This is a genomic window from Micromonospora sp. 4G55, assembly GCF_016803375.1.
The window spans coordinates 1-2,381 of sequence record NZ_JAEVHN010000834.1; the positions used below are offsets into that span (position 1 = coordinate 1).

4 protein-coding genes are annotated in these 2,381 nt (G+C 73.6%); 2 read left to right on the top strand and 2 right to left on the bottom strand.

Features of this window, described 5'->3' with window-relative positions; translation table 11 throughout:
* Positions 1-278: 278 nt before the first annotated feature.
* A complete protein-coding gene (locus JNW89_RS34905; protein ID WP_238452272.1) occupies positions 279-965 on the top strand; it encodes an NADPH-dependent F420 reductase in 687 nt (228 codons plus the stop codon).
* 142 nt (positions 966-1,107) lie between these two features.
* Here the strand turns inward: JNW89_RS34905 and JNW89_RS34910 are convergent, their stop codons facing one another.
* The gene (locus tag JNW89_RS34910; protein WP_238452273.1) at positions 1,108-1,656 is read right to left on the bottom strand and encodes a GNAT family N-acetyltransferase; all 549 of its coding nucleotides are present in this window, start codon (positions 1,654-1,656) and stop codon (positions 1,108-1,110) included.
* 9 nt (positions 1,657-1,665) lie between these two features.
* Positions 1,666-2,148 (bottom strand): GNAT family N-acetyltransferase, encoded by a 483-nt coding sequence (locus tag JNW89_RS34915; RefSeq protein ID WP_238451943.1) that lies wholly within the window; start codon positions 2,146-2,148, stop codon positions 1,666-1,668.
* A 39-nt stretch (positions 2,149-2,187) separates the two neighbouring features.
* Between JNW89_RS34915 and JNW89_RS34920 the strand changes: the two genes are divergently transcribed.
* The coding region (locus JNW89_RS34920) for a hypothetical protein (protein WP_238452274.1) at positions 2,188-2,381 on the top strand (194 nt) is incomplete at its 3' end.

Here is a 2,381-nt window from a genome sequence, read left to right on the forward strand (position 1 = left end):
CGAGGCTCAGGGCGAGGGTCACGAAACGGGATCTCCGCACGTCGCACTCCTGGGGGTGGGAAGTGGTGGTGTGAGATAGATATCAATTGATCGGTGCGGGTCGGAAGATCACCGATTGCGCGGCAGGTGCAGATAGATACTTAGCGATACAAACCATTGCCAGTGATGCGATCGATGATGAAGGATTCCTCCACGGGGCGATCCGTGCGCGCCGCCGGCCGGATAACCAAGCACGGTGGTGGGGAATGCCGACGTCCACACCGGAGTTGGCAACGGACATGACAACTGTGGGACTGATCGGCAGCGGCAACATCGGTGGCACCGTGGCCCGGCTGGCGGTGGCCGCCGGTCACGACGTGGTGCTCAGCAACTCGCGCGGACCGGAGACGCTGAAGGACCTGGTGGCGGAGCTGGGCCCGCGGGCCCAGGCGGCCACACCGGCCGAGGCCGCCGCGGCGGGGGCCCTGGTCGTGGTCACCATTCCGCTGCGGGCCTACCGCGAGGTGCCCGCCGCGCCGCTGGCCGGCAAGACGGTCATCGACACCAACAACTACTACCCGGAGCGGGACGGGCACTTCCCGGAGCTGGACGACGAGTCGACGACCACCAGTGAGCTGCTCCAGGCGCACCTGCCGGAGTCCCGCGTGGTCAAGGCCTTCAACAACATCTACTTCGCGCACCTGCGCGCCCTGGCCCGCCCGGCGGGGGCCGCCGACCGCAGCGCGCTGCCGATCGCCGGCGACGACGCCGGCGCCAAGGCCGCGGTGACCGCGTTCCTCGACTCGCTCGGGTACGACGCCGTGGACGTCGGGCCGCTGGCCGAGGGCTGGCGGTTCCAGCGGGACACCGCCGCGTACGCCGGCCTCTACTCGGCCGACCCGAACGACTGGGAGCGGCCCGCCGCGAGGAACGCGGAGCAGGTCCGGGCCGCGCTGGCCGCCGCCCGCCGCTACGCCGACAGCTGAGCGGCGACGCCTGACCCGGTGGCGGTGCCGGTCCGGCACCGCCACCGCTGCGGGCCGGCCTCCGTCGCGGCGTCCCGGCCGCCCGGGGCCTCACCCGGAGCAGACCCGACCGGTCGGGAATCGCGCAGCGGACGGACCGGGGTCAGGCCGGCGAGCGCCACTCGTCGGCGAGCACCGACCAGACCTCGATGTCGATCCGGCCCGCCGGGCCCGGGTAGAGCTGCCGCAGCGTGCCGTCCCGGCGCATGCCGAGCCGCCGGGCCACGGCGATGCTGCGCGTGTTGGTGGCGTTGGTACGCCACTCCACCCGCTGGATGCCCCGCTCGCCCACCGCCCAGTCGACGATCCGGCCGACCGCGCGAGTGACCAGCCCCCGACCCTCGGCCGCCGGCTCCAGCCAGCAGCCCGCCTCGCAGACGCCGAGCGCCGCGTCGAACGACACGAACATCACCCCGCCGACCAGGACCCCGTCGTCCCAGATGCCCCAGATGCCGCCGGCGTCGCGCGCCCACAGGTCGGCGTAGCGACGCAGCACGGTCCGGGCCGAGTCGAGGTCGGTCGCCACGAAGGAGGCGCCGACCCAGGGCGTGATGTGCTGCCGGGCCCGGTCGAGGTGGGCCAGGAACTCCTCCGCGCACCAGGGCGACAGCGGGCGCAGCTCGGCGGAACCGGTCAACGGCAGGGCGAACACGGCGACTCCTCAGGACGCGGGCAGGCTCAGGCGCAGGGTGGGGCCAAGGGTGTCCCGGAAGCCGAGCGAGCGGTAGAGCGCCTCGCCGGCCACCGACGCCCGCAGATCGATCTTCACTACGCCACGGTCCCGGTACCAGTCGAGCAGGCCCGTCAGGCAGGCCCGGGAGTAGCCGCGCCGCCGGCACCCCGGGTCGGTGACCACGTTGAAGACGTAGCCGGTCAGTCCACTGGGGTTGCCCGGCCCGCCCAGGCGACACTCGATGGTGCCGGTCGCGCAGGCGGCGAGCACGCCGGGTCGGTCGGGGGCGTCCACCACGAAGACGGCCATCAGGTCCGCCGGGTCGGCGAGCCGCTCGCGCAGCACCTCCCGGGCGGCCGGCTGCCACGGCCCGGGCGGCGGCTCCGCCCCGTCCATCGACGCCAGCATCACCCCGCGCAGCCGGACGATCTCCGCCGCGTCACCGGGTCCGGCCCGCCGCACCTTGATCATGACCGGACGGTACCGCACCCGGCCGGCCGGGCGTGGCAGGTGATTCCGCTGGTCGGGAACGGCGACGACACGCGCGTCGACAGTTGCGCCGCAGTCCCGCAAACGAAACTCTATGACCGGTCCCCTGACACGCCTCGGAGGCGACAGATGCCCCAGCTCCGTACCGCGCCCCGCCGGCTGGTCGCCGCCGCCGGGGCGCTGCTGCTCGGCGCCGCGCTGACCGCCGCCGCCAC